Origin of the sequence: Aliiroseovarius zhejiangensis (genome assembly GCF_014656375.1) — a bacterium.
GTDB lineage: Bacteria > Pseudomonadota > Alphaproteobacteria > Rhodobacterales > Rhodobacteraceae > Aliiroseovarius > Aliiroseovarius zhejiangensis.
This window is the reverse complement of record NZ_BNCH01000007.1, coordinates 81850-105409: the sequence shown is the minus strand read 5'-3', so window position 1 is coordinate 105409 and position 23560 is coordinate 81850. Positions and strand designations below refer to the sequence as shown.

Sequence of the window (23560 nt, the reverse complement as noted above, 5' to 3'; positions counted from 1 at the left end):
GGCTGTATCAAAAAGATGGCTTATTCCACCTTTCCGAGCAACCTATTCGTTTCTCCGCGTCCCGCGTCAAAGGTTCTAAACATTTCCACCCATCACGCGGCCTCTCACCCCCCAAGCACCCTCCGCGCCGCCGTCACCGCTTTCTGCGTATAGCTCACCACCTCCGGCCCGGTCGGGTCGTATCGCGGCACCGCCCAACCCATCGAGGCGAAGCGGCGGATCATGATGAACAGGGGGAGCAGGTCTTCCGCCTCCTGGCTCAACGCGCGGCGGGCGCGGTATCCGGCCAGCGCGGCGGTGCGGATGGCGTCATAGGCGGGTTCGTCCTCGTTCTGGGTCATCATCACCGCAAGGTCGTAAAGCCGGAAGCCGAAGCCGGCGTCGTCGAAGTCGATCAGGGTCAGCTCTCCGTCCTTCACGAAGATGTTTTCGCGCAGGGCGTCGGCGTGGATCAGCCCGAAATCGGCGCCTGCGTCGGCAAAGGCCGTCACTCGGTCATGTGCCACGGCGCGGGCGCGTTGGATCAGGGCGCGGTCGTCGTCGCTCAGTGCCGGGCATTCCCAGAACCGGCCCCAGAACGGGTCATCGCCCAGAAGGCCGGGAATGTCCCAGCGGTGGCGGGTGAAGGTCGTGGGCAGGGTCATGGCGTCGGTCAGGTTGTGCAGTTTGGCGATCTCGGCCCCGACCTTGTGATAAAGTGCGACCTGGTCCGCCTTGCTGCCCGCCAACGGCACACCGCCTTCGCCAATTGGAGTGCCGTCAACCCAGCTCACCATGGTTGCAATCTGACCGCCCCCCAGATCGGCCACCATGTCGCCGGACCGTGTGGGGATCGGGGCGGGCACCCGCATTCCCGCAGCCGCCAGAGCCGCCATCCAGTCCAGTTCCGACCGGATCGCCGCCGCGCTTTGGTACCCCGGACGATGCAGCCGAAGCGCGGCAGGGCGGCCATCCACACGCACCTCATGCACCACGTTTTCACGGTCTTTGATCATGCGGATATCCTGCGCGCCCCAAGCAGCCAGCGCCTGTTTCAGGGCGCTCATACGGGAAGCGCCTTGAGTGCCGCGTCCATCGTTTCGACCAGAAGGTCGGCCTGCGCACGATCGAAACACATGGGCGGACGGATCTTGATCCCGTGATAATACCGCCCGACCGAGTGCAGCAGCACCCCGCGATTGCGCATCTCGTCCACCAGTTGGGCGCAGAAGGGGGCGGCGCGTTTCGTGTCTCCATCGCGGGCAAATTCCACCCCCAGAAACAACCCCGCGCCGCGCACATCGGCAATCATCGGGTGATCGAGTTGCCGCAACAATTCCAGCGCATAGTCACCCGTGTCACGGGCATTTTCGACAAGGCTTTCTTCGGCCAGAACGTCCAAAACCGCCATTGCAGCCGCGGCAGAGACCGGGTTGCCACCGAACGTGTTGAAATAGCCAAAGCGATTGCGGAATTCGGCCATGATCTCGGGCCGGGTGACGACGGCGGCGACAGGATGCCCGTTGCCCATGGGTTTGCCCATCGTCACGATGTCCGGCGCCAGCCCGATCCGCTGATGCCCCCAGAAATGACGACCGGTGCGGCCGAAGCCGGGTTGCACCTCGTCCGCGATGATGATGCCGCCGGCGCGACGCACGACCTCGACGGTCGGGTCGAGGAATCCCGACGGCAGGTCCGGGAAGCCTTCGTTGGCGAAAAACGGGCACAGGATCAGCGTGCCAAAGCCGTGGCCTTCGGCTTCGAGCGTGTCTATGGCGGTTTGGATTTCATCTGCAAACGCCTGCGCCTGCGCCTCGGCGCTGCCACCAAGCGGGGCGAGCGTGTCTGGCGACGGAACCTTCTTGACCCAGTCCACCGCACCGCCGATCGGGGTTTTCTTGGCCGACAGGTGCGACACCAGATCGGTGTTGCCGTGATAGGTGTTGTCGGTGCAGATGATCCCGGTCTTGCCGGTCATCGCCCGCCCCATGCGCAGGGCGATGTCGTTGGCTTCGGACCCGGTGCAAACCATGATCATGGTGTCCAGATCGTGCTCCATCGTGCCGGTCAGGCGTTCGGCATAGTCCAGGATGCCTTCGTGCAGGTAGCGGGTGTGGGTGTTCAGAGTGGCCGCCTGAGCCGAGATCGCCTCGACCACCTTCGGATGGGCGTGACCCACATGCGGCACGTTGTTGTAGCAATCCAGATAGCGATTGCCGTCCGCGTCCCACAACCAGGCACCTTCACCACGCACAATGTGCACGGGATCGCTGTAAAACGTCGTCATGTTGGGGCCGAGAAGCCGCTCGCGCCGATGCAGTAGGTTTGAATTGTGCGACATGGGGAAGGCTCCGCTGTGGTTAGTCGTCGTTGACGCGTCCGCGCAGTGCCTTGATCTGGCTGCGACGGGTCTTGGCCTCAAGCCTGCGTTTTTTCGAGGCAAGCGTGGGGCGTGTTGCGATGCGCCGTTTCGGGGTGACCAATGCGCGCTGGATCATTTCAACCAGCCGGTTCTGCGCAATCTCGCGGTTGCGGGCCTGGCTGCGCGTCTCTTCGGCGCGGATCACGATGGCACCGTCTTGCGTCCATTTGCGGCCTGCGATGCGTTTCAGACGGGCCTTGACGGGTTGGCTCAGATTTGGAGACCGTTCGGCTTCAAACCGCAGCTCGACAGCCGTCGAGACCTTGTTCACGTTTTGCCCGCCCGGGCCGGAACTGCGGGTGAAACTCTCGCTCAGCTCCCAATCTTGCAGGGTGATATCGTCGGTCACGCGGATCATGGCGGCACCCTAGCGAATTGGATCCAAAACGGAAATCCCGGAAATGGCAAAAGAAAAGGGCCGCCCGCTTTGGGACGACCCTTTCGAGAATTAAGGAGGTGGGACCGGTTAGGCCAATTGGCCAACTTGATCCGCGTTCCTTGCCGGGGGCTGCCCCGGAAAGTCGCGACCTAGGGTGTCCCGGCACCTCGCTCCATTGTTCCTCTCGACATGGACACCTCCTTTCTCGCTGTTTCTATATCTAGGAGGTTGCCACAGATTTTGCGTTTGTCAAAACTTTTCACGCAGGATTTGGTGAAAGTTTCGTGACGATGAGTCGAAATGGGACCAGTGCGATCAGTGCAATCGCCGTTTTGACCAGCCAATCAGCCAGTGCCAGCGACATCCAAAGCGGGGCGTCCGGGCCGCTTCCCAGTAGGGGCAGAACCTCGTTTGCCCAACCAACGTCGTTGCCGGGTTCAAGGAAGGTCAGGCTGGCCGAAAAGGCAATGGCAAAGAAAATCGCGGTGTCCACCGTGCCCCCGATCAGGGTGCTGGCCGCCGGAGCACGCCACCATTTCCCATCGCGCAAACGGTCGAAGATCGCTACGTCCAGCAGTTGCGCCGTCAGGAAAGCCAGACCAGAGGCAACCGCGACGCGCAGGGTAACGAGCGGGCCGAACTCGCCCATGATCTGGGTGCCGACAAGGCTGCACGCCACGCCAGTGACAAAACCGGCAAAGACAACCTTGCGTGCAGCCGAAGGGCCGTAGACGCGGTTCATCACGTCAGTGACGAGAAAGGCGAAGGGATAGGTAAAGGCGCCCCAGGTCAGCCATTGGCCGAACAGGTGTTGCACCAGAATATTAGACGCCACCACGATGGCGGCCATGGCAATTACGCCGGGAAGGATACGGGTCATGTTGTTGGTCCGTTTTAGCAAGGTTGCGGAGACTTGGTTCCCAAAAGCCGGGAACGGGCTGCGTTTAACGGTTCATTGGGTGTTTATCAAGTGGTCCGTCCCGATGCCCGCCCCATCCGGGACGACGTATTCCACAATTTCCGTGACCTGGAAAAACTTGAAATTGTCGTCCGAGACCATGGTCAGTCGGATCAGACCATCCGCGTCCCGCCAGACGGCAAGCCCCTCAAGATTGTCATGCGCACCAACTTCGGTTTGCAGCAATATGGTCTCGTTCGTCAGGCTGTTGCCGGTAATGTCAAAGCGCCGGACACGGCTGGTGAAGCCGAAGATGCTGCTCAGGTGGCGTTCCAGCACATAAAGCCGCCCGTCAGGCCCGACATCTGCCCCGACCGGCACATAGGGGCGATATCGTGGCAGGGTGAAAGGTTGTTCCCAGGTTTTTGCACCGGGGCGCAACCGAAAGACGCGGTGCGGTGCTTTCTGGCTGCCGTTGCCTTCGGGGATCACAAGGATGGCGCCATCCGGCTGGACCGCCAACGCTTCCTGTCCGGCGTTGGGCTCCATCTTCTTTGTTGCCGGGTTCTTGGGCAGATTTCGCACCCGTCCTTGCCCGGTTGGGTATCTGACGATTCTGTGGCCCACCTCGAAACTGACGAACATGGTGCCATCCGGCGCGATGGCCAGACCTTCGCTGTCCGACCATATGCCGCGCACATTGACCCCGCGCGGTGTGGTCAGCTTGCGCAGGGCGCCATGGGCCACCTTTGCGATTCTTCCATCATTCCGCACAAATCGACCCTGCGTTATATCACCCCGATCGGTGATCGCGGTAAAGGACGTGCCGTCCTCGCTGACCTCGATCCCGGAAAAACCGCCAAAGGCGGGTTCGTCCCCGCCATGCCAGCGTGTGACTGACAGCAGCTTGGCCTCGGTCACGGTCTGCGCGCCCAGATCAACGGTCAGAAATCCGACCAGTAAGGCCAGCGCCCCTAGCGCGACGACAAGACGGAACGGCATTGGTTGGGCAGATCAGAAAGTGTCAGAGGCCCGCGCGGTTTGCTTGGCTTGGGCGGGGTGGGCGGGGGCGGTTTTGGATGCAGAATATCGTTGACCCAGTTCACTGCGTCCTGACAGCCGTCACCGGGTGGCGGCGGGGCCTGGTCGACGCATCCGCGCATTCCTTTGGGACATTTCAGGCGCACGTGGAAATGATAGTGATGCCCGTACCACGGCCGAATTTTCCTCAGCCATTTGCGGTTGCCCTTCTCGTCCTTGCACATCTGCACCTTGGCACCGGGAAAGACAAAGATGCGTGCCACGCGCTTGTCCTTGGCCGCGGCTTTCAGGATTTCATGATGCGCGCGCGTCCAGGAGCTGTTCACAAAGGCACCCTTGGCGCGACGCATCGAGATCGACGAGATGCTTTCGCGCGCGCCGACCGACAGGTTCAGCTTTTTCGCGGGCAGCATCCAGATGTCCACGTCCAGCCCGATCTGGTGGGATCGGTGACCGCTCAGCATCGGTCCGCCACGCGGTTGGCTCATGTCGCCGACATAAAGCCCGTTCCAGCCGGGCTGTCGCGCTGCCTTGCGGGACAGGTCTTTGACGAAGTCGATAAGCTCGGGATGTCCCCAGTTCCGATTGCGCGACAGGCGCATCGCCTGCCAGGTCGGACCGGTTTGCGCAAGTTGCTCGCCCCCCGCAAGACACCCTTTCGCGTATGATCCGAAAGGGGCCGGTTTCTGCGACGATCCGGAGCGCTTTGACCCGAACAGCTGTTTCGCCGGTGTGTCGGCCTGCGCCGAGATCGGCCCATTGACCGCCCCCGAAAGCGCAAGCGCACCGACCAGAACAACCCTTTGAATGAGTTTCTTGATATTCACCATGCCACCTCTCACCGCTCTCCCTCTGGTTTAACCCAGATCAGAAGCAAAAGCCCCAGTGCAAACAACCCGATCAGCGGAGACACGCCGAGCCGCGCGCTGCCGGTCATCGTCGTAAACCATGCGATCAGCGCCGGTGCCATGAAGGCCGTCGCCCGCCCGGACAGGCCATAAAGACCGAAACTTTCCGTCGGGGCTTCGGGGTCGGTGTGGCGCACCATCATCGACCGGCTGGCCGATTGCAGCGTGCCCCCCATGCCGCCGATCAACATGCCGCAGCCGAAGAAGATGATGTCCGGGATATTCGACCCTTCCGGCAGCGCAATGCCCAACAGAGACTCGCGTGTCATGTTCACGATCAGGAAGCAGACCGACATCAAGATCAGGATCGACCCGATGATGACCGGCTTGGGTCCGCGCTTGCTGTCCACCCGGCCGCCCATCCAACTGAACGCCGCCGCCGCCAGACCCGAGATGATCCCAAAGACCCCAATCAGGACGATGGGCCAGTTCAGAACAAGGCTCGCATAGACCCCGCCGAACCCGTAAAGGCCATTCAATGCGTCGCGGTAAAACATTGAACTGCCCAGATAGGCGGCAAGACTTTTCTTGTTTTTCAATCCCCGAATGGTCCGGCCCAGAATGGCAAATGCACCGGAAAGACTGTGTTTGGCGTTCGGGCGTGGCACGTCTTTTACCCACAGCGCATAGGGGATCATGAACACGACAAACCAGATCGCAACGAACGGTCCGACGATCCGCGTCCCTTCGCGGGCCTCGGCGTCCAAAAGGCCCAGGCCGGGATCCAGCCCGATCAGGGTCTTGCCACTAGGCTGTTCGACAAACAGCGTCAGCATGATCGCCAGCGCCACCAGCCCGCCAATATAGCCGAAAGCGAAGCCGGATCCCGAGATCTCGCCCACCTGATCCTGGTCGGCCAGGCTGGGCAGTTGCGAGTTGGTGAAGACCAAAGCAAACTCCGCCCCGATGAAGCCAATCGCGAACATCAGCATCATGGTCCACAGGTTCGATCCATCCGGTTGGGTCCACCACAGCGACCCTGCGCCGATGACGTAAAGAAGGCTGAATACGGCGACCCAGGGACGCACCCGCCCCGCAGTGTCAGCCAGCGCGCCCATGACCGGCGCACCGAACCCCACGATCAGACCCGCAGCAGCCAGCCCCCATGACCAGATGCTCTGCGCCCTGGCATCTGCCGCCTGTTCGGCCAAACCCTGCCCCATGAAGAACTCGGTCGCGACGGCGGCAAAGAACGGTCCGAAAATGAACGTCAGAAGCAGAGTGTGATAGGGCTGACTGGCCCAATCGAACCAGAACCAGCCCCAAATGCGCCTGCGCGTCGAGATTTCTGCCATGCCTGCTCCCTGTTTCCGCCGATCAAACAGCGAAACCAGCGCGCGGGCAAGGGGTGTCATGCTTCGGGTGGCCAGGGGCGCTGTGCGTCGGCGTCGATCCAGGCCTGCACCCAGTCCGGCATTGTCGGGCGCTGACCGTCATAGCCCAGAGCCTCGACCACGCGGGCGGTGGGCACGATCCCGTTGCGATCCGTCACGGCGGAACGATAGACGATCTGGTTCGCGCATTCGCCGCGCAGCCACATGCTTTGCTCGACATAGATGAACCGGTCGTCCCAACCGACCACGCGGCTGCGCATCTCGACCCGGACGAAGGTACGCACCCGCTTGCGATACCGCACCGAAGCACCCGCCATGGTCAGACCCCAGCGGTTCTTGATCAGCATTCGGGACAACCCGGTACGCCCGGCCAGCGGAATGCGTCCAAGGTCATAAAGTGTCAGCGTGCGCCCGTTGTTCAACTCGCGCCACAGGTCGATGTCCCATGGCCAGCACATATGATGGCTGACATGGGTGCCGGTGATCGGCAGCGGCGTGGCGCGCGCGTTCTTGATCAGCTCTTTGGTCACGCGGATGAACGGATACATGGTGGCTCCTTCCGGTTGTGGCCGACCTGCCCTTGAGCGCCGCAAACGTCAACCGAAACCACGCGTCACCCTTGCCCTGACTGGCAACCTTCCCTAGATGGAACGGACAACCCGAAAGGAGCCCCCATGCAGTCGCTGTTTCAAATCCTGATGCTGATCCTGGATATCGCCTGGTTTGTCCTGATCGTGCATATCGTGATGTCGTGGCTGATCAACTTTCAGGTGCTGAACCTGCGTCAACATGTGGTGGCACAGGTCTGGTACGGGCTGAATCGATTGTTGGAGCCGGTCTATTCCCGTATCCGGTCTTTCCTGCCGCAAATGGGCGGGCTGGATTTCGCCCCACTGGTGGCACTGATCGCGCTCTATGCGATCCGGATCATCCTGATCAACAACGCACCGGCCTTCTACTAAGCCCCTTGTTCCTGACCTGCGCGCGTGGGATTGTGCCCTCAAAATAACGAGCAGCACTTATGCCCCGCGATCTGGATCTTTTGAAAACCGTTTTCGGCTTCGAAGAGTTTCGCCCCGGACAGGCCGAAATCGTCGACGCCGTAGCGCGTGGTGAAAACACCTTGGCGATCATGCCCACCGGGGGCGGCAAGTCGCTGTGTTTTCAACTGCCGGCCCTGATCCGTGACGGCGTGACGGTTGTCATTTCGCCTCTGATTGCTTTGATGCGCGATCAGGTGCGCGGGCTTCAGGCGGCGGGGGTGAACGCTGGCGCGCTGACCTCGGGCAACACGCAGGACGAAACGGACGCTGTGTTCGATGCACTGTCGCGTGGTGAGCTGAAGCTGCTTTACATGGCGCCCGAGCGGTTGGCATCAGCGGGCACGCTGAACTTGTTGCGCAATGCCGGTGTGACCCTGATCGCAGTGGACGAGGCGCATTGCGTCAGTCAATGGGGCCATGACTTTCGCCCGGACTACCTGCGGATCGGAGAGCTCAGACGCGCCCTTGACGTGCCGCTTGCCGCGTTCACCGCCACCGCAGACGAAGAGACCCGCGCCGAAATCGTGCAAAAACTGTTCGACGGGTCCACGCCACGCAGCTTTCTACGAGGGTTTGACCGCCCGAACATCCATCTGGCATTCGCGGCCAAGGACAACCCGCGCAACCAGATCCTGAATTTCGCAGCGGCCCGAAAGGGGCAGTCCGGCATCGTTTATTCCGCGACGCGAGCGCGCACCGAAACGCTGGCCAACGCACTGCGCGATGCGGGCCATCCAGCGGTGCATTACCACGGCGGGATGGACGCGGACGACCGGCGCGAGGTCGAACGGCAGTTCCAGCAGGAAGACGGATTGATCGTTGTCGCGACGGTGGCCTTTGGCATGGGCGTCGATAAGCCTGACATTCGCTGGGTCGCCCATTCCGATCTGCCCAAGTCGATCGAGGCGTATTATCAGGAAATCGGTCGCGCCGGGCGGGATGGGGCGCCTGCCGACACGCTGACCCTGTTCGGCGCCGACGACATCCGCCTGCGCCGGTCGCAAATCGACGAAGGGCTGGCCCCGCCCGAACGCCGCGCGGCCGACCACGGCCGCCTGAACGCCTTGCTTGGCCTGGCCGAGGCGCATGGCTGTCGGCGCCAGCAGCTTCTGGCCTATTTCGGTGAAACGACGGACCCGTGCGGCAATTGCGATCTTTGCGCCACGCCGCCTGAGCTGTTCGACGGGACGGTCGATGTGATGAAAGCACTGTCGGCCATTCTGCGCACGGGTGAATACTTTGGTTCGGGCCATCTGATCGACATTCTGCGTGGCACCGCGACCGACCGCATCCGTGACCGGGGCCATGACCAGTTGCCGACGTTCGGGGTTGGCAAGGATCATGACAAGCGCATGTGGCAGGCCATTTTCCGGCAGATGCTGGGGCTTGACCTGGTGCGCCCTGACCCCGAACGGCACGGCGCGTTGCGAATAACTGAAAAGGCGCATCCCGTTCTTCGCGGGGAAGCGCAGGTTGAACTGCGCCGCGATACGCTGAAATCCGGTACGCGGCGACCGGCTGCCAAAATGATGGTGGCGGAAGAGGACGCGCCGCTTCTGTCGGCACTCAAGGCCAAACGCCGCGCGCTGGCCGAGGCCGCCCGCGCGCCGGCCTATGTGATTTTCAACGACCGGACCTTGATCGAAATGGCCGAAAAGCGACCCACTGATCTGGATCAGATGGCCCGTATTGGTGGGGTTGGCGCGAAAAAGCTGGAAAGCTATGGCCATGCGTTTCTTGAGGTGATCAATGGCGCGGCCCCCGTGCTTCATCCGCAACGGCGCAAGCTGGCCGGGCGTGCCGCCGGGGGGCTGTTTGATCAGTTGCAAGCCGTCGCGACAGAATTGGCTCGCGGCGAAGACGGGACCGGAAAACACCTGAGCGTGACCGCAACGACCCTGCGCCAGATCGCCGAACGCAAACCCATGACCTTGGGGGATCTGGGTCGCGTCGCGGGCATGGGGGATCAGAAGGTCCAGCGGTTCGGCGCGGCCTTCATCGACGTGCTGATGAAAGAGGGTTGATATGCTTGTTGTCGTGTCGCCGGCGAAACGGCTGGATGAGAAACCCGCGAAAGCGCCGAACGGCACCCGCCCTGTCTTTCAGGACCAGGCCGAGATCCTGGCCGAGACGGCTCGGCACCTGTCGGGCAAGGATCTGGAACGCCTGATGCACATCTCGCCGTCACTGGGGGTGCTGAACGCCGAACGGTTCAAGGTGTTCGGCAGCGGCGCGGGCGAAAAACCAGCAATCGAAATGTTCGCGGGTGATACCTATGCCGGGCTGGACGCTGCCAGCCTGGATGACGATGCGTTGCGATATGCGCAGGATCATCTTTGTATCCTGTCGGGCCTGTATGGACTGTTGCGTCCTCAGGACCAGATCGCGCCGCACCGGCTGGAAATGGGGACGCGAATGAAGACAATGCGCGGCAAGAACCTGTATGAATTCTGGTCCGACCGCATCGCAAACGCGTTGAACCGCCGGGCCGATGAAACCTCGTCCAAGACCCTCGTCAATTGTGCGTCGGTCGAGTATTTTTCGGCCGTCGATGCCGATGCGCTTGATCTGCAGGTAATCACGCCGCAGTTCCTCGAAATGCGGGCAGGCGCGCCAAAGGTGGTCAGCTTTTTCGCCAAGAAGGCGCGCGGGGCCATGGCGCGCTTCATCGTGCAGAACCGCCTGCGTGACCCGGATGATCTGAAGAGCTTCGATTTGGGCGGATACCGCTTCCAACCTGACATGAGCACGCCAGACCGCCCGGTCTTCTTGCGGGACGAAAGCTAGCAGCAGCTTTACGGCAGGGGGCAGCGGGCGCTATCCGGGCAATGCGTCAGGATCTCATGCAGGATTTCGGGCTTTTTCAGTGGCTTGGTCAGGTGCTCGTCCAACCCATGTGCAAGGATGTCCCGGTCATCACCGGTCAACGCATGGGCGGTCAGTGCGACGATGCGCGTGCGCGGCAATCCTTCATCCTGCTCAAGCAGACGAATGCGCCGTGTGGCTTCTTTTCCGTCGACTTCCGGCATTGAGATATCCATGAACACGATATCAGGTTGCAGGGACTGATACGCCTCGACCGCTTCGATGCCATTGCTTGCGAAGTGCAGATCAATGTCCAGGTCTTTGAGCAGTTTGGTGAAGACAAGCTGGTTTGTCTTGTTGTCCTCGGCAGCCAATACACGCATCTGCCGCAAGTCCGAACGTTCGGCCGGTGTCAAAAGCAAGGGCGCGTCGGTGACCGATTCAATCTGCTCAGTCACTGGGATCGCGGGTGAAGTGCCGATCTGCTGGATGATCTCGAACACCGCATCGCGCGTCAGGGGCAGTTGCAACACGCGCGTGGCACAGGCGACGTTGTTGTTTTGCTTTGCGGTGGTCGATTGCGGTGCGGTCAGAAAAACAATCGGTGCGTTCGGATTTTGCGATCGCAGCACCTGGACGAAAGACTTGCCCTCCTGCGACTGGATTCTGGCGCTTTGTTCATCGACAAGGATCAACGCCGCCCCCTGAACCGCAGCGTAGCTGGGGCTGAGCGGGTCATAATGCCGGATGCGCAATCCCGTTGCCTCGAACCGTTTTTCAAGGATGGTGCGGTTCAGACGATCTTCCATCGCCATGACAACCCACCCCGCATCGCGCGACAGTTTGGGTGGCTCGGTGATTTCCGCAACGGGCAGGGCGATGTGAAATCCAAAGCAGGATCCGACTCCTTCCTGACTGTCGACCCAGATTTCACCGCCCATCAACTCCACCAGTTGGGACGAGATAGCGAGACCAAGCCCGGTGCCTTCGAACTTGCGGTTGCGTTCGGTGTCGACTTGGTTGAACTCTCCAAATATGTGCCGCTGCATGTCTGCGGGGATGCCGATGCCGCTGTCTTCGACCGTGATGTGAACCTGCTGCGCATCGCTGTCGCTGAGTGGCAGGCCAATGGCGCGCACCAGCACATGGCCTTCCGACGTGAACTTGACCGCGTTGCCGATCAGGTTGGTCAGGATCTGCCGGATCCGCACCACATCCCCGATGAATTTCGACGGCATGAAAAGATCGAAGTCGACGATCAACCGAATGCCCTTTTCCTGAACGGCGGGTTGCAACAGCGTCACGACATCCAGAATCACCCGTTCAAGATCGAAGGGTTCAGGTTGCAAAGTCAATTTGGCGGCTTCGATCTTCGAGTAATCCAGGACGTCGTTGATGATGGTCAACAAAGCCTCGCCCGATTGCCGGATCGTGTCGATATAAAGGCGCTGTTCCTCGTCCAGATCGCCCTCGGCCATGATTTCGGCCATCGAAACCACCCCGTTCATCGGCGTGCGAATCTCGTGGCTCATATTGGCAAGAAAGGTGGACTTGGCACGGTTCGCGGCCTCGGCACGGTGCCGCGCCTCTCGCAATTCTGCCTGGTACTTGATGGTTTCGGTGATGTTCAGGCCAAGGCTGACCATATCGCCATCGCGCGAGCGTCGGTCGACCAGCTTGATATGCGTTCCGTCCCACAGCCGCAGAACGACCGGGTCGCGCGAGGGCGCGCGCCAGCGATCCAGCATCATATCGCGCCATTCCAGGGGGCGCATGTCACCGATATCCACGATCCCTTCATCTGTCGCGATGTGCAGGATATCGGTATAGGGAATGCCGGGCACAACGCAGCTTAACCCGTCGAATGGCTCAAGATACGCGCTGTTGGCAGCAATCAGCTTGTCCGACTGGTCAAATACCGCAAACCCGTCTTCGATGGTTTCCAGCGAATCCCACAGACGGCGCTTGGCGATGACCACCTCTGCGTTTGCCTTTTCAAGATCGGCGCGCACCTGCGAATTTTCGCCCTTGATCTCTTCGACCGTGACGCGTGTTTCGTGGATTTCATCCGACAGGTGCAACGCATGTTGCGACAGCACACGATTGGCATTGGACAATTCGGCCTGTTTCTGCGCCAGCAACCGTTCAGCGGCCATTCTGGCGCGCCGTTCCTGTGCAAGAATATCTTCGATTTTCATCCCCGGTTCTCCGAGTCACCTGTTTCGTGACTCCCAGCATCATCGAACAGGGTGAACAGGGTCTTAACGGTCGATCAGAAAACGCGCCGCCAACAAAAAAGCCCCGGCACCGGGCCGGGGCTTTGGGGGTGATCTGCGCTGGATCAATCCTTGTCGTCTTCGTCGTCGTCATTGTCCGGCAGGTTGAAGAAACTGTCCGCGTCGGGCAGTTCGTCTTCCTTCTCATCATCCGGAGTGCCGGACAAGGTGAAGGTCTCAAGCCCCTCGATGGCGCTGGGGATCTTCGGTTCCGGCTCCATGCCAAGGCTTTGTTCGGTCGAGACCAGCTTGCGGCGTTCGTCGTCCGACATCACGCCACCTTCCTTGGCCTTCTTCGCGGCTGCTTTCTGCACGGCCAGATCAAGCTCGCTTTGTTTGCACAGGCCCAGGGCGACCGGGTCGATCGGCTCCATGTTCTGAATGTTCCAGTGCGTGCGCTCGCGGATCGACTGAATCGTCGGCTTGGTGGTGCCCACCAACTTGGCGATCTGGCTGTCGGCCAGCTCCGGGTGGAATTTGACCAGCCACAGGATCGAGTTGGGGCGGTCCTGTCGTTTCGACAGCGGGGTGTAGCGCGGCCCGCGGCGTTTTTCTTCGCCGGTCGCGGCGGCATAGAATTTCTGCTTCAGCTTGTGCAGCGGGTCTTTTTCGGCCTTCTGGATCTCGCTTGCGTCCAACTGGTTGTTGGCGATCGGGTCGAACCCCTTCACGCCAGCGGCCACATCACCATCGGCGATGCCTTGCACTTCCAGCTCATGCAGACCGCAGAAATCGGCGATCTGCTTGAAGCTGATCGTCGTGTTATCCACCAGCCAGACGGCGGTGGCTTTTGCCATGATCAGTTTGCTCATCCGAACACTCCTTCGAAACTGACCCCGGATACAACTTTCCCGCGCCCTGGCTGGGCTGCCTGTGTCGCGGGGACTTCATCAGGCCGGTTTCCGTTGTCGGGGAACTTGGGGCATATATAAGGGGGAAGAAGGAAAGAGGGAAGGCAAAATGCGACAGGTCTTGTTCGGCGGCATTCTGTGGCTGGCGTCAGTGGTTGGCCTTTGGGCAGAGGGCGAGACGGCCGGCGATTTCGACTATTATATTCTGGCGCTCAGCTGGTCGCCCAACTGGTGCGCCGTCGAAGGTGATGCGCGCGGGTCTGAGCAATGCGACGCGGCCCGCGATCTGGGCTGGGTCGTGCACGGGCTGTGGCCGCAATACGAAGAAGGCTGGCCGAGTTATTGCAACACGTCGATGCGCCCGCCGTCCCGTGGCCTGACAAACGCACAGGCGGATATCTTCGGCGCGGGTGGCGCCGCGTGGTATCAGTGGAAAAAACACGGCGTCTGCGCGGGGTTGGAGGCCGAGGAGTACTATGCCCTTGCCCGAAGGGCGTTCAACAGGGTGAACCGGCCCGAGGTGTTGCGCAAACTGACCTCCCCCGTCCGCCTGCCCGCATCAGTGGTCGAGGAAGCGTTCCTGCAAGCCAATCCTGACTGGCACCCCGACATGCTGACCATTACTTGCCGCGAAGGCCGCATCCAAGAGGCACGCCTGTGCCTGACGCGTGACCTTGACCCCCGCATCTGCGCCCGCGACGTGCGCACGGACTGCCGGGCGGGGAAGGCGTTGCTGGAACCGGTGCGGTGATGCTTTCTAGAACGGATCGGACTTTGGCGCCGACGCGTTTGGTGAGGTGCCAAATGGATCTGTTTTCTTGATCCGATTCCAACACTCCAAGAGCTTTCTCAGGGATGCGCTGGATCCAGAAAGGGAATGCACTGCAAGTCTGCGGCCATCGCTGTTGAACACGGCGACGGCGCTGCCTTCGGCAAGCTCGGTCAGAAACTTGATGCTGTTTTCCGGATCCCCAAGGAATGTTGAGACATAGCTTTCCTGAGCTTGTCCGCTAACATTCCAACGTGAATAGTCAATGTCTATGCGAAACTCGATATCACGGGGGTTGATGTCCCATCGCCTATCGAAGATGAACAATCCCAGGTTTCCGTTGTCATAAGCGGTGATCGAGAACACCTGCCCGGCGCGGTTGGTGGTTTCAGCGTTGCACCAGAAATCATCGTCCAACTGATCATGTGTCAGTTCGACAGACCACGCCTTGTGATTGAACAGCCGGGTTGTTTCATATCTGTCTGCCAGTGCTTTTGTTGGCTGAAGTAACAATCCCGCAAGTATTAACGCTCCCGCAAGCTTCATATTGACCCCGCATTCCGGTCTTGGACAAAGGCAGACACCTGCCATGATTCATGCTTCAGTTGAATTGCTTAAGATCCAAAAATGGCTTTTCTAAGCCCCCACCTCCAACACGATCTTCCCGATATGCCGGCTGGTCTCCATCCTTGCATGTGCCTTCGCGGCGTCCTCCAGCAGGAATGTCTGGTCCATCACCGGGGCGACGCGGCCTGCATCCAGCAGGGGCCAGACCTTTTCGGCCAGTTCCTCGGCGATGCGGGCTTTGGCAAGGTCGGATTGCGGGCGCAGGGTTGATCCTGTGACGAACAGGCGCTTGGCCATGATCATGGCGAAGTTGACCTCGGCTTTGGGGCCGGACAGGAAGGCGATGTGGACCATGCGGCCTTCGACGGCGAGGGCCTTGATGTTGCGCGCGATATAATCGCCGCCCACCATGTCGAGGATCAGGTTCGGGCCGCCTTCCGCCTTCATCACCTCGACGAAGTCTTCGGTTTTGTAGTTGATGGCGCGCTCGGCCCCCAGATCGCGACAGACGGCACATTTCTCGTCCGTTCCTGCCGTGGTGAACACCCGCGCACCGAAGGCATTCGCCAGTTGGATCGCGGTCGTGCCGATGCCTGAACTGCCGCCATGGACCAAGAACCGCTCGCCTGCTTGCAGCCCGCCACGCATGAACACGTTAGACCAGACGGTGAAGAAGGTTTCGGGCAGGCAGGCAGCTTCTTTCATACCCATGCCGTCGGGCACGCGCAGGGCGTGGGCGGCGGGCGTTGTCACGTATTCTGCATAGCCGCCACCGGGCAGAAGGGCGCAGACCTTGTCGCCCACGGCCCATTGCGTGACACCATCGCCCAACGCCACGACCTCGCCCGAGGCTTCTAGGCCGGGCAGGGGGCTGGCGGTGGGGGGCGGCGCGTATGACCCCGCACGTTGCAGCGCGTCAGGCCGGTTCACCCCGGCAAAGGCCACGCGGATCAGGATGTCACCGGGGCCGGGCGCTGGGATCGGCTGCTCGGACAGTTGCAGAACCTCGGGTCCGCCGGGTTCGGTAATCTCGATCGCGCGCATGGTTTCAGTCATTCTTTGTTCCCTGTGTCTTTCGGTTCCCATCGGCCCGGGTAGTTCGGATTGGGTGCACCGGGTGCCTTGATGCTGTCCAGTATCTTGCCCGGTCCCGACATAAACGCCTTGTAAAGTGCCGTGTCGCGGGCCTGACCCTTGATCTTTTCGATCTTCATCACATCGTCGATACGGCGGTCAAGGAAGGCCCATGTGGCCTCGTTCCCTTCGCTTTCATCGCCCAGCCAGAACAGCACGACAGAGGAATAGACCGCTGACAAGGTCGCGCGTTTGGTGTACCAGTTCAGGTCGGTCGAGTTGTCGCCCAATGTCTCCCATATCAACCCGCAGGTGGCCCACAAGGCGGCGGCACCGTCGCCCGCGTTCTGTGGCAGCGCAAAAAATGCCATTCCCTTGCGCACCAGTTCCTTGTCCGCGACCTCCAAACGATACCGCACGCCCGCCGCGATCCGGTCGCGAAACCGCATACCCTTAAGATCGGCGGCGTTCAGACGGGCCACCATGTCCTCATCCCCCTTGCGGTGATAGGCCAGTGCAAGATCCAGCGCCCCGCGCGGGAACATGGCGCGGGCCTCGTCCTCGGTCAGGTCGCAATCCTGCGCGGCGGCGATCAGGGTCGCATCGCTCCACCCGTCAAACGGGACATTAGCAATGGCCGCTTCCAGCATTTTCTCTTTCTCGATCATGTGCGGTCCTCGCGTCTGAGGGTGAACTGGACAAATGCAGTCAAGGGTGTTAGATGAACGCTTCCTGCAATTCTGCAAACTCTAACTTAGAAAGGTGGTGACAACCACATGCAGGTTTCGGTTCGCGATAACAACGTAGACCAGGCGCTTCGTGCGCTGAAGAAGAAACTTCAGCGTGAAGGTGTCTTCCGCGAAATGAAGCTTCGGCAACATTTCGAGAAGCCCTCCGAGAAGAAAGCGCGCGAGAAGGCTGAAGCGATTCGCCGTCAGCGCAAACTGGCTCGGAAGAAAGCACAACGCGAAGGTATGATGTAAGTCACGCCCGAGTGTATCGGCAGGCGGGTTGTCAACCGCTTGTCAAAACGACCCCCGCAGCAGCCGCTTCGGGGGTTTGTTTTTGGGCTAGGTCGCGGCGCGCCACGTATCCAGAATATAGCGGCTTGTCATCAGGTCCAGATGCGCGCCGCCGCCATTTTTATAAAGCGTAATGTCGTCGGTTTGGCGGGTGAATACGCCGTCTTTCTGGTCGTATAGGTCGCCCACAATGTCGTCGCGCGTGATCACCCCGCGCGCCAGCGGGTCTTTGAACTCACCGATATGATTCAGCACCGTGTCGCGGCTGTCCATAAACAGGCGGGCGCGGGTCAGGGCGGTGTCGTCGGCTTCGCGCATATCCGGGCGATAGGCGCCGATCAGGTCCAGATGCTGGCCCGGTTGCAGCCAGTCGCCCTTGATCAAGGGGTCGGTGGTCATCGTGGCGGACGTGATGATGTCGGCCTGCGAAACGCCATCCTCAAGTGACGTAACAGTTTCTGTCTTGTCACACTCGTCTGCAAATCTCGCGGCACCCTCGGGGCTGCGATTCCAGATCAGAAAGCGGGCATCGGGAAACATCGTACCATAGGCGTCACGCAGATTGCGCCCCACGGTGCCTGCGCCGACAATCAGGATCACCTTGCTGTCGGGCCGCGCCAGAAGCCGCGCGCCCAGAACGCTGTCACCGGCGGTTTTCCATTTGGTCACAAGGTGGAAGTCCACGATCGCCGCCAACTGCCCGGTGACATCATCATAAAGGTTCACGGCCCCATGGATCATCGGCTCGCCCCGCGCCGGATTGCCGGGCATGATGTTGGCGGTTTTCACCGCGCTGCCCAACCCGTCGATCCAGGCCGACCGGGTCAGCATCGTATCTTCGCCACGATACAGAAACGTGTCGCCGATTTCGGCCCTGGGGCGGGTGTGACCGTCAAGCAGCGCGTCGGTCAGCGCGCGCCAATTCAGATGGGTTTCGGCCTCGAAGGGGATCATGGCGGGGGTCACAGGTCGGCCTCGTCTATCAGTCCACGTTCGATCAGGTGATCGGCCCAATTTCGGGCCGAGGTAAAATGATGTGTCTGCCAGCCCCGCGCATCTGCGGCGGCGATGTTCTCGGCCCGGTCATCGACGAACAGCAGCGCCTGCGGGGCATGGCCGCAATCGGCTTCCAGCAACTGGTAAATCTGCGCGTCGGGTTTTGCCACGCCCATATGCCCCGACAGATAACGGCGGTCGAAATCCGACAGGAAATCGAACTTCTCTTCCGCCAGCACGAATGGCTCGCGCCCGAAATTCGACAGCGCAAAAACCGGATAACCGCGCCGCTTGAGCGCGCGCAGGGTTTGCACCGACAGGTCGATGGCAGGTTGTGCCATGTCCAGCCAACGATCATGCCACCAGCGGATCTCGGTCCGGTAGTCGGGGTTGGCCTCGGCAAAATCATAGATCACGTCGCGAAACACGCCGCCCCGGTCAACACGGTCGTTCATCTCATGCAGGTCGAGCGTGTCGAACATCTGTTGACGGAGTTCTTGCCCGATCCACTGGTCATACAGGTCTTCGGGTTGCCAGCGAATAAGCACATTGCCAATGTCAAATACGACGGCACCGACGGCAGGCAGGGAAGAAGCGTTTCGTGTCATGCCCAGACCCTAGCAAGACCGGGTCGCGGTGCAAGCGGGTTTCATCCTAACCGCCCTTGGACGATCCATGAAAGGCAATGACATTGGCCAGATCCTCGGACGGCGTGTCGGCGGATACGCAGGCATGGGCATTGGTGATGTGATTGAAGATCGACCCGTCCGAAAAGAATGTGCTTGAGGTCACAAAGACCACGCGCGCCTGCGGCAAACGAAAGGCCACGTAATCAGCAATCACGATCCCTTTTCCCCCGGCAAAATCCGTGTTCACTGCCACCACGTCATAACTCTGTTGATCCAGCAGATCCCTCGCTTGATCCGGGTCATGCGCGCAATCCACCGTGATCCCCTGCCGCAGCAAGTGATCCGACCACAGCCTGGTCAGCGCCGGGTTTGTTTCGACAATCAGCACCCGCATCATATGCACTCCACCTTTCAGGATCGCATGTCCAAGCCGACATATCTATGCCGAAGCGGGGGAAAGGTTAATGGGCAAAGTGCCGCGTGGGTACAGGATGCCGCGCCCAGTGTGCCAAATGCCGTATCCGCCATTGAAATTCACCCGGTTTTCCGGTTCAACCCGCAGCAGGACAAGGAGCGCGACATGACCACATGGATCACGATCTGTGACACCTGCAAACGCGAAGGCTGGGACGCCGCCCAGAACCCGCTGACGGATGGCGAGGTGCTGGCGGCACTGATTGAAGAGCATGCCCTGGGCACAGCCATCAAGACCCGCCGCGTATCCTGTCTGATGGGGTGTGACAACAGCTGCAACGTCGCCATTCAGGCCGATGGCAAGCTGTCCTATACGTTGGGAAAGTTCGACCCGACGGACGAGGCCGCGCAGGGCGTGGTCGACTATGCCAAGGCCCACGCCGAAAGCACGTCGGGCCAGGTGCCTTACCGGGAATGGCCGCAGGCGGTGAAGGGGCATTTCGTGACGCGCCACATGCCCCTGCCTGACGGCGAATGAACCACGTCGCGCCCATACGTGACCATGGTGGCGGGTTGGATGCCGCCATCGCCCGTCATGGCGGGAAGCGCGCTGATTGGCTGGATCTCTCCACCGGGATCAATCCCGTGCCCTATCCGTTGGGTGACGTGTCCCCCGATGCCTGGACCGGTTTGCCAGATCAGTGTGCCTTTGACCGGCTGGAACGATCCGCCCGCCAGTTCTGGGCGGTGCCCGATGCTGCGGCGGTTCTTGCCGCGCCCGGTGCTTCGGCCCTGATTGCACGCATTCCATCGTTGTTCGCGGCGGGTCGTGTGGTGATTTCCGGCCCGACCTATAACGAACATGCCGCCGCCTTTCAGGCGCAGGGCTGGCGCGTCAACGAGGACGGCACCGGTGACGCCCGCGTGATGGTGCATCCGAATAATCCGGATGGGCGGCGATGGACGTTGCCTGAGCTCAATCAGCCACTGACCGTGATCGACGAGAGCTTCTGCGACGTCACGCCCAACGCGTCACACATACAGCTCACCACAAAGCCCGGCGTTCTGATCCTGAAAAGTTTCGGGAAGTTCTGGGGGCTGGCCGGACTGCGGCTGGGGTTTGTCATTGGCGATGCGACCCTGATCGCCCGATTGCGCGAGGCGATCGGACCGTGGCAGGTCTCGGGCCCGGCGCTGGAGATTGGAGCCCGGGCGCTGGGCGATCGCGACTGGGCCGACCGCACCCGCGCCCGGCTTGCCGAAGATGCGGCCCGGCTGGACGCGCTGCTGATCGGCAAAGGCGCAGAGTTGGTGGGTGGAACCTCATTGTTCCGACTTTACGATGTGGATGATGCGACGGCGTGGCAGACACGATTGGCCAGGGCGCATATCTGGTCGCGGGTGTTTCCCTATTCGGACCGCTGGCTGCGGCTTGGTCTGCCGCCCGCAACCGGATGGGCGCAGTTGGAGCGTGCTTTATGAGCGGCCCAACGATCCTTGCACTGGCGCTGTTGCTGGATGCGCTGTTTGGGGAACCCGAATGGCTGTGGAAGCGTGTGCCACATCCGGCGATCCTGATGGGACGCGCAATCGACTGGCTGGACGAGACATTCAACAAGGGCGACAAGCCGATGGCCAATGGCGCGCTTGGGATGCTGGCTTTTTGCGTGATCGCCGCGATGATCGGGTGGGCCATCGAAGATCTGTCACCCGAGGGTGTTCTCGAGGTGATCGTCGTCGCCATCCTGCTGGCGCAGAAATCACTGGCGCAACATGTGCAGGCGGTGGCGGACGCGCTGCGCCAATCGGTTGGCGAAGGGCGGAAGGCGGTCAGCCAGATCGTCGGGCGGGACACTGCCGGCATGGACCAAGCTGCCATCGCCCGCAGCGCGGTGGAAAGTGCGGCCGAGAATTTCTCGGACGGGGTGGTGGCGCCTGCGTTCTGGTTCCTGATCGCCGGGTTGCCGGGGATCCTCGTCTATAAACTGGTCAATACGGCCGACAGCATGATCGGGTATCGCACACCGCGCCACGAGGCTTTCGGCAAGTTCGCCGCCCAGCTGGATGACGTGCTGAACTGGGTGCCCGCGCGTCTTTCCGCCCTTCTGATCATGGCCAGCCGACGGCAATGGGGCACGTGGCGTGTGATCCGGCGGGACGCCCCCCTGCACCGCTCGCCCAACGCGGGCTGGCCAGAGGCCGCGATGGCGGCGGTTTTAGGCGTCGCCCTGTCCGGGCCGCGCTCCTACGAAGGCGAAATGCGCAGCTTTCCATGGGTCAACGCCGAAGGCACCCGCTACATCGGCCCGAAAGAGATCGACCAATCCGTCGATCTTCTGTGGGCAGGTTGGTTTGTGATGCTCGGTTTTGTGATCCTGCTGGCGGTTGTCACCTAGGTTCAATCAGGTAACGTGCACCGACGTTCAACACGAGGGTGCACCATGATCAAGTTCCTGTCCTACGCCGCTGCGATGGTATTCGTTGGCGCCGCTCCGTCGCAGGCCGCCATTGTGGAATGCGGGGGATCCTTCCGCGATTTCACTGCCGCCATGAAGACCGAAGCAATCAATCGTGGTTATGCGCAAGACACCGTTGACACCTTCTTTGCCTCGGCCCGCCACGATCCGGCGACCATCAAGGCGGATCGCGCGCAGGGCATTTTTCAGCGCCCGTTCATCGACTTTTCCCGCCGCCTGATCAGCCAGGACCGGATGGCGCGTGGCAAGGCGATGATGCAGAAACACGCCGCAATCTATGATCAGATGGAGCAGACTTATGGCGTCAGCCAGGGCGTTCTGACCGCCTTCTGGGCGTTCGAGACCGACTATGGCGCGGTGCAGGGCGAATTCAACACGCTGAATTCCCTGATGACCCTGTCGCATGACTGCCGACGCCCCGAACTGTTCCAGCCGCAGGTCTTTGCCGCGCTGGAACTGTTCGAGCGGGGCAGCTTCAACCCCAAGACCTCGAAAGGGGCGTGGGCGGGCGAGATTGGCATGGTCCAGATGCTGCCCGGTGACATCATCGAAGCGGGCGTGGACGCCGACGGGAATGGGTCGGTCGATCTGCGCACATCACCCGCCGATGCGCTTCTGTCCGGGGCGAACATGCTCAGGAAACTGGGCTGGCGCGCGGGCGAACCGTGGTTGCAAGAAGTGACGGTGCCACAAGACCTGGATTGGTCACAGACCGGGTTGGACAAAACGCTGAGTGTTGCCGAATGGGACGCCCTTGGGGTCGCCCCGCGGCACGGGTCGTTCGGGGCGGCTGATCTGCAAGCGTCGATCCTGTTACCGCAGGGGCGCAAGGGGCCAGCCTTCATCGCCTATCCGAATTTCAACGTCTATTTCGAATGGAACAAGAGCTTCGTCTATGTGACCACCGCAGCCTATTTTGCCACTCGGTTGGAAGGCGCGCCGGTTTACAATGCAGGCAACCCGGATCCGGCATTTTCGGATCAGCAGATGAAGGCGCTGCAGAAAAAGCTACAGGCGCGCGGGCACGATGTCGGCAAGGTCGATGGCATTCTGGGTGCCATGACGCGGGCTGCCGTGCAGAAGGAACAAATCCGGCTTGGCCTGCCGGCAGATGCGTGGCCGACGGCGCAATTGCTGAATGCCCTGTAGCGGCCTGAACGGGATCGCCGTATCCACGGGCTGCGTCAGGACATCTGCGCCTCGAAACTCTTGACCAACTCGGTCCAGATATCGAACATTTCGTCGAAATCAGCCGAGTCGACCCCGGCATTGCCGGTGTAGATGTCATATTCCAGTTTCTTGCGCCCTTCGGCATCTTCATAGACGCGGCCATAGCGCTGTTCGGCATTCCACTGGTTCAGGGCGTCGCGGGAAATCTCGCTTTCCGGTGTATAGCCTGCATAGAACTGGATCGAATTGCAGTTCACGTTATCCGAGCAGCCATAGAAGAAAACAGCAAAGGTCGTCCCGTAATACTGAAGCTCGATCAAGGGATCGCCAACACTGTCCTCGGTCAACGTGGCCGGCGCACCGATATCCTGAAAATAGGCCAGCACGGATTGCGGGTCGGAGGCCTTGATCGGGTCGGCAAGCGCAGGCATGGCCAGCCCCATCGCCAGCCCGGCCGAGGCGGTAAGCGTCTGAAATTTCATAGGAAAGCTCCTGATCTGTTTCCC

26 protein-coding genes are annotated in these 23560 nt (G+C 61.0%); 9 read left to right on the top strand and 17 right to left on the bottom strand.

Features of this window, described 5'->3' with window-relative positions; translation table 11 throughout:
* Positions 1-104: 104 nt before the first annotated feature.
* From IE188_RS14195 to IE188_RS14160, 8 genes are all read right to left on the bottom strand, one after another.
* Positions 105-1046 carry a phosphotransferase enzyme family protein gene (locus IE188_RS14195; RefSeq protein WP_191287175.1) on the bottom strand — a complete coding sequence of 314 codons (942 nt, stop codon included), beginning with the start codon at positions 1044-1046 and terminating at the stop codon, positions 105-107.
* Positions 1043-2320, bottom strand: coding sequence for an aspartate aminotransferase family protein (locus tag IE188_RS14190; RefSeq protein WP_191287174.1), 1278 nt, complete (start codon positions 2318-2320; stop codon positions 1043-1045). Before IE188_RS14190 ends, IE188_RS14195 begins: the two co-directional genes overlap by 4 nt.
* A 19-nt stretch (positions 2321-2339) precedes the next feature.
* Positions 2340-2759, bottom strand: coding sequence for an alternative ribosome rescue aminoacyl-tRNA hydrolase ArfB (gene arfB / locus IE188_RS14185; RefSeq protein WP_191287173.1), 420 nt, complete (start codon positions 2757-2759; stop codon positions 2340-2342).
* A 280-nt stretch (positions 2760-3039) separates the two neighbouring features.
* Positions 3040-3660 (bottom strand): queuosine precursor transporter, encoded by a 621-nt coding sequence (locus IE188_RS14180; RefSeq protein ID WP_191287172.1) that lies wholly within the window; start codon positions 3658-3660, stop codon positions 3040-3042.
* 72 nt (positions 3661-3732) lie between these two features.
* On the bottom strand, positions 3733-4680 hold the full coding sequence (locus tag IE188_RS14175; RefSeq protein WP_191287171.1) for an esterase-like activity of phytase family protein: 948 nt from the start codon (positions 4678-4680) through the stop codon (positions 3733-3735).
* Positions 4653-5549: a penicillin-insensitive murein endopeptidase gene (mepA, locus tag IE188_RS14170; protein ID WP_191287170.1), complete on the bottom strand. Its 897-nt coding sequence runs from the start codon at positions 5547-5549 to the stop codon at positions 4653-4655. The genes IE188_RS14175 and mepA overlap by 28 nt, the downstream gene beginning before the upstream one ends.
* Before the next feature lie 8 nt (positions 5550-5557).
* Entirely contained in the window at positions 5558-6922 is a 1365-nt protein-coding gene (locus tag IE188_RS14165; protein ID WP_191287169.1) for an MFS transporter, read from the bottom strand.
* 56 nt (positions 6923-6978) lie between these two features.
* On the bottom strand, positions 6979-7509 hold the full coding sequence (locus tag IE188_RS14160; RefSeq protein WP_191287168.1) for a thioesterase family protein: 531 nt from the start codon (positions 7507-7509) through the stop codon (positions 6979-6981).
* Between the two features lie 126 nt (positions 7510-7635).
* Here IE188_RS14160 and IE188_RS14155 point away from each other — a divergent pair, with 126 nt between their 5' ends.
* From IE188_RS14155 to yaaA, 3 genes are read left to right on the top strand one after another with little or no spacing between them, the layout of a single operon-like run.
* Positions 7636-7923: a YggT family protein gene (locus IE188_RS14155; protein ID WP_191287167.1), complete on the top strand. Its 288-nt coding sequence runs from the start codon at positions 7636-7638 to the stop codon at positions 7921-7923.
* Positions 7924-7982: 59 nt separating this feature from the next.
* A complete protein-coding gene (recQ, locus tag IE188_RS14150; RefSeq protein ID WP_191287166.1) occupies positions 7983-10028 on the top strand; it encodes a DNA helicase RecQ in 2046 nt (681 codons plus the stop codon).
* Between the two features lies 1 nt (position 10029).
* Entirely contained in the window at positions 10030-10791 is a 762-nt protein-coding gene (gene yaaA, locus IE188_RS14145) for a peroxide stress protein YaaA (protein WP_191287165.1), read from the top strand.
* Between the two features lie 8 nt (positions 10792-10799).
* Here yaaA and IE188_RS14140 read toward each other — a convergent pair whose 3' ends face one another.
* A complete protein-coding gene (locus IE188_RS14140; RefSeq protein ID WP_191287164.1) occupies positions 10800-13007 on the bottom strand; it encodes an ATP-binding protein in 2208 nt (735 codons plus the stop codon).
* Between the two features lie 143 nt (positions 13008-13150).
* A complete protein-coding gene (locus IE188_RS14135; RefSeq protein ID WP_191287163.1) occupies positions 13151-13897 on the bottom strand; it encodes a DUF1013 domain-containing protein in 747 nt (248 codons plus the stop codon).
* A 148-nt stretch (positions 13898-14045) separates the two neighbouring features.
* Between IE188_RS14135 and IE188_RS14130 the strand changes: the two genes are divergently transcribed.
* Positions 14046-14687 (top strand): ribonuclease T2 family protein, encoded by a 642-nt coding sequence (locus IE188_RS14130; protein ID WP_191287162.1) that lies wholly within the window; start codon positions 14046-14048, stop codon positions 14685-14687.
* A 6-nt stretch (positions 14688-14693) separates the two neighbouring features.
* On the opposite strand, the gene IE188_RS14125 is transcribed toward IE188_RS14130, so the two are convergent.
* The 3 genes from IE188_RS14125 to IE188_RS14115 all read right to left on the bottom strand — a co-directional run bounded on the left by IE188_RS14125 (position 14694) and on the right by IE188_RS14115 (position 17014).
* Positions 14694-15251, bottom strand: a complete 558-nt coding sequence (locus IE188_RS14125; protein ID WP_191287161.1) for a hypothetical protein — start codon at positions 15249-15251, stop codon at positions 14694-14696.
* A 90-nt stretch (positions 15252-15341) separates the two neighbouring features.
* Positions 15342-16328, bottom strand: coding sequence for an NAD(P)H-quinone oxidoreductase (locus tag IE188_RS14120; RefSeq protein WP_191287160.1), 987 nt, complete (start codon positions 16326-16328; stop codon positions 15342-15344).
* Positions 16325-17014, bottom strand: a complete 690-nt coding sequence (locus IE188_RS14115; RefSeq protein WP_191287159.1) for a COQ9 family protein — start codon at positions 17012-17014, stop codon at positions 16325-16327. Before IE188_RS14115 ends, IE188_RS14120 begins: the two co-directional genes overlap by 4 nt.
* Before the next feature lie 108 nt (positions 17015-17122).
* Between IE188_RS14115 and rpsU the strand changes: the two genes are divergently transcribed.
* On the top strand, positions 17123-17329 hold the full coding sequence (rpsU, locus tag IE188_RS14110) for a 30S ribosomal protein S21 (RefSeq protein ID WP_091427324.1): 207 nt from the start codon (positions 17123-17125) through the stop codon (positions 17327-17329).
* Between the two features lie 87 nt (positions 17330-17416).
* Here rpsU and IE188_RS14105 read toward each other — a convergent pair whose 3' ends face one another.
* From IE188_RS14105 to IE188_RS14095, 3 genes are read right to left on the bottom strand one after another with little or no spacing between them, the layout of a single operon-like run.
* Complete coding sequence (locus IE188_RS14105; RefSeq protein WP_229836846.1) at positions 17417-18334, bottom strand: ornithine cyclodeaminase family protein; 918 nt, start codon at positions 18332-18334, stop codon at positions 17417-17419.
* On the bottom strand, positions 18331-18972 hold the full coding sequence (locus IE188_RS14100; RefSeq protein ID WP_191287158.1) for an HAD family hydrolase: 642 nt from the start codon (positions 18970-18972) through the stop codon (positions 18331-18333). Before IE188_RS14100 ends, IE188_RS14105 begins: the two co-directional genes overlap by 4 nt.
* Before the next feature lie 46 nt (positions 18973-19018).
* Entirely contained in the window at positions 19019-19390 is a 372-nt protein-coding gene (locus IE188_RS14095) for a response regulator (protein WP_191287157.1), read from the bottom strand.
* A gap of 183 nt (positions 19391-19573) precedes the next feature.
* Here IE188_RS14095 and IE188_RS14090 point away from each other — a divergent pair, with 183 nt between their 5' ends.
* The 4 genes from IE188_RS14090 to IE188_RS14075 are packed head-to-tail and all read left to right on the top strand — an operon-like array spanning position 19574 to position 23033.
* Positions 19574-19945, top strand: coding sequence for a DUF1636 family protein (locus IE188_RS14090; protein WP_191287156.1), 372 nt, complete (start codon positions 19574-19576; stop codon positions 19943-19945).
* On the top strand, positions 19942-20889 hold the full coding sequence (locus tag IE188_RS14085) for a threonine-phosphate decarboxylase (protein ID WP_191287155.1): 948 nt from the start codon (positions 19942-19944) through the stop codon (positions 20887-20889). Before IE188_RS14090 ends, IE188_RS14085 begins: the two co-directional genes overlap by 4 nt.
* Positions 20886-21803 carry an adenosylcobinamide-phosphate synthase CbiB gene (cbiB, locus tag IE188_RS14080; RefSeq protein WP_191287154.1) on the top strand — a complete coding sequence of 306 codons (918 nt, stop codon included), beginning with the start codon at positions 20886-20888 and terminating at the stop codon, positions 21801-21803. Before IE188_RS14085 ends, cbiB begins: the two co-directional genes overlap by 4 nt.
* Positions 21804-21848: 45 nt before the next feature.
* Complete coding sequence (locus IE188_RS14075; RefSeq protein WP_191287153.1) at positions 21849-23033, top strand: lytic murein transglycosylase; 1185 nt, start codon at positions 21849-21851, stop codon at positions 23031-23033.
* A 35-nt stretch (positions 23034-23068) separates the two neighbouring features.
* On the opposite strand, the gene IE188_RS14070 is transcribed toward IE188_RS14075, so the two are convergent.
* Entirely contained in the window at positions 23069-23536 is a 468-nt protein-coding gene (locus IE188_RS14070) for a YbjN domain-containing protein (protein WP_191287152.1), read from the bottom strand.
* Positions 23537-23560 lie beyond the last annotated feature (24 nt).

Coding starts and splice junctions, on each gene's coding strand:
- IE188_RS14115 (WP_191287159.1), bottom strand. CDS start 17,014: ATGATCGAGAAAGAGAAAATGCTGGAAGCGGCCATTGCTAATGTCCCG.
- IE188_RS14175 (WP_191287171.1), bottom strand. CDS start 4,680: ATGCCGTTCCGTCTTGTCGTCGCGCTAGGGGCGCTGGCCTTACTGGTC.
- IE188_RS14075 (WP_191287153.1), top strand. CDS start 21,849: ATGATCAAGTTCCTGTCCTACGCCGCTGCGATGGTATTCGTTGGCGCC.
- IE188_RS14070 (WP_191287152.1), bottom strand. CDS start 23,536: ATGAAATTTCAGACGCTTACCGCCTCGGCCGGGCTGGCGATGGGGCTG.
- IE188_RS14090 (WP_191287156.1), top strand. CDS start 19,574: ATGACCACATGGATCACGATCTGTGACACCTGCAAACGCGAAGGCTGG.
- IE188_RS14180 (WP_191287172.1), bottom strand. CDS start 3,660: ATGACCCGTATCCTTCCCGGCGTAATTGCCATGGCCGCCATCGTGGTG.
- cbiB (WP_191287154.1), top strand. CDS start 20,886: ATGAGCGGCCCAACGATCCTTGCACTGGCGCTGTTGCTGGATGCGCTG.
- IE188_RS14190 (WP_191287174.1), bottom strand. CDS start 2,320: ATGTCGCACAATTCAAACCTACTGCATCGGCGCGAGCGGCTTCTCGGC.
- arfB (WP_191287173.1), bottom strand. CDS start 2,759: ATGATCCGCGTGACCGACGATATCACCCTGCAAGATTGGGAGCTGAGC.
- IE188_RS14125 (WP_191287161.1), bottom strand. CDS start 15,251: ATGAAGCTTGCGGGAGCGTTAATACTTGCGGGATTGTTACTTCAGCCA.
- mepA (WP_191287170.1), bottom strand. CDS start 5,549: ATGGTGAATATCAAGAAACTCATTCAAAGGGTTGTTCTGGTCGGTGCG.
- IE188_RS14120 (WP_191287160.1), bottom strand. CDS start 16,328: ATGACTGAAACCATGCGCGCGATCGAGATTACCGAACCCGGCGGACCC.
- yaaA (WP_191287165.1), top strand. CDS start 10,030: ATGCTTGTTGTCGTGTCGCCGGCGAAACGGCTGGATGAGAAACCCGCG.
- IE188_RS14165 (WP_191287169.1), bottom strand. CDS start 6,922: ATGGCAGAAATCTCGACGCGCAGGCGCATTTGGGGCTGGTTCTGGTTC.
- recQ (WP_191287166.1), top strand. CDS start 7,983: ATGCCCCGCGATCTGGATCTTTTGAAAACCGTTTTCGGCTTCGAAGAG.
- IE188_RS14155 (WP_191287167.1), top strand. CDS start 7,636: ATGCAGTCGCTGTTTCAAATCCTGATGCTGATCCTGGATATCGCCTGG.
- IE188_RS14160 (WP_191287168.1), bottom strand. CDS start 7,509: ATGTATCCGTTCATCCGCGTGACCAAAGAGCTGATCAAGAACGCGCGC.
- IE188_RS14135 (WP_191287163.1), bottom strand. CDS start 13,897: ATGAGCAAACTGATCATGGCAAAAGCCACCGCCGTCTGGCTGGTGGAT.
- IE188_RS14100 (WP_191287158.1), bottom strand. CDS start 18,972: ATGACACGAAACGCTTCTTCCCTGCCTGCCGTCGGTGCCGTCGTATTT.
- rpsU (WP_091427324.1), top strand. CDS start 17,123: ATGCAGGTTTCGGTTCGCGATAACAACGTAGACCAGGCGCTTCGTGCG.
- IE188_RS14130 (WP_191287162.1), top strand. CDS start 14,046: ATGCGACAGGTCTTGTTCGGCGGCATTCTGTGGCTGGCGTCAGTGGTT.
- IE188_RS14195 (WP_191287175.1), bottom strand. CDS start 1,046: ATGAGCGCCCTGAAACAGGCGCTGGCTGCTTGGGGCGCGCAGGATATC.
- IE188_RS14095 (WP_191287157.1), bottom strand. CDS start 19,390: ATGATGCGGGTGCTGATTGTCGAAACAAACCCGGCGCTGACCAGGCTG.
- IE188_RS14140 (WP_191287164.1), bottom strand. CDS start 13,007: ATGAAAATCGAAGATATTCTTGCACAGGAACGGCGCGCCAGAATGGCC.
- IE188_RS14085 (WP_191287155.1), top strand. CDS start 19,942: ATGAACCACGTCGCGCCCATACGTGACCATGGTGGCGGGTTGGATGCC.